Source organism: Kitasatospora humi, assembly GCF_020907985.1.
Taxonomy (GTDB): Bacteria; Actinomycetota; Actinomycetes; order Streptomycetales; family Streptomycetaceae; genus Kitasatospora; species Kitasatospora humi.
This window is the reverse complement of the sequence record NZ_JAJJPA010000147.1, coordinates 1-1107: the sequence shown is the minus strand read 5'-3', so window position 1 is coordinate 1107 and position 1107 is coordinate 1. Positions and strand designations below refer to the sequence as shown.

General features: G+C 67.8%; 1 pseudogene. It reads left to right on the top strand.

Annotated elements, in window-relative coordinates:
* Positions 1 to 77: 77 nt before the first annotated feature.
* Positions 78 to 1081 (top strand): annotated as a pseudogene (locus tag LN042_RS36790) (IS5 family transposase).
* Positions 1082 to 1107: the final 26 nt, after the last annotated feature.

Below are 1107 nucleotides of genomic sequence, written 5' to 3'. Positions count from 1 at the left end.
CTAGGGCGCGTATCGGGTCGTGATCAATTTGTGGGATTCGCCCTCATGGCGAGGCCTGATCAGGTAGACCATGTCGCGTGACGCGAGTGCAACTGACTGATACGGAGTGGGAGTTCATCGAGCCGTACCTGCCGATCGGCGAGTACGGCCCGTATCCGGAGCGGCTGCGGCAGCAGTTCGAGGGCGTGGTCTGGCGGTTCAGGACCGGAGGGCAGTGGCGGGAGATGCCGGCGGAGTTCGGCGCGTGGTCGACCGTCTCCAACCGCTTCCGGCAGTGGCGTGACGCCGGCGTCTTCGAAGCCCTGCTGGAGGGCGCGATCGCGGAGGCCGCGAGGCGGGGCGAGGTGGACTTATCGCTGGTCAGCGTGGACTCCACCACCGTTCGGGCCCACCACGACGCCGCCGGGATGCACCTGCGCCCCGACGCCCTGGCGGCCCTGGAGAAGGCCGCCGACGAGGCGGAGAAGGCCCGGCAAAAAGGGGAGGTCCGCAGGAACAAGACGGGCAGAGTGTCCCAGACGGCCCGGAACGGGAAGAACGGCGACGTATCCGGCGGCAGCGCAAGCTCCGATTGAAGGCCGCGCTGCTCGGACGCTCCAGGGGCGGGCAGACCAGCAAGATCCATGTCGCCGGTGAACGGAAGTGCCGACCGCTGGTGTTCGTGCTCACCGAGGGGCAGGCCGCCGACAGCCCGCAGTTCATCCCCGTGCTCAGGAAATTACGGGTCCGTGGGCCGGTCGGCCGTCCCCGCACCCGGCCCGACGCGGTCGCCGGGGACAAGGCCTACTCGTCCCGCGGCAACCGGGCCCACCTGCGCAGGCGCGCGATCAAGGCCGTCATCCCGGAGAAGAAGGACCAGGCCGCCAACCGGAAGAAGAAGGGCAGCAGGGGCGGTAGGCCAGTCAGCCACGACGCCGACCTCTACAAGGAGCGCAACACCGTCGAGCGACTGATCAACAAGCTGAAAGCTTGGCGAGGCATCGCCACCCGCTACGACAAGACGCCCGCCAGCTACCTCGCCGGCCTCCACCTACGGGGCGCGATGATTTGGATCAAGGACCTCACCCGGACCGCTACTTGATCACAATCAAATACGCGCCCTAGTGG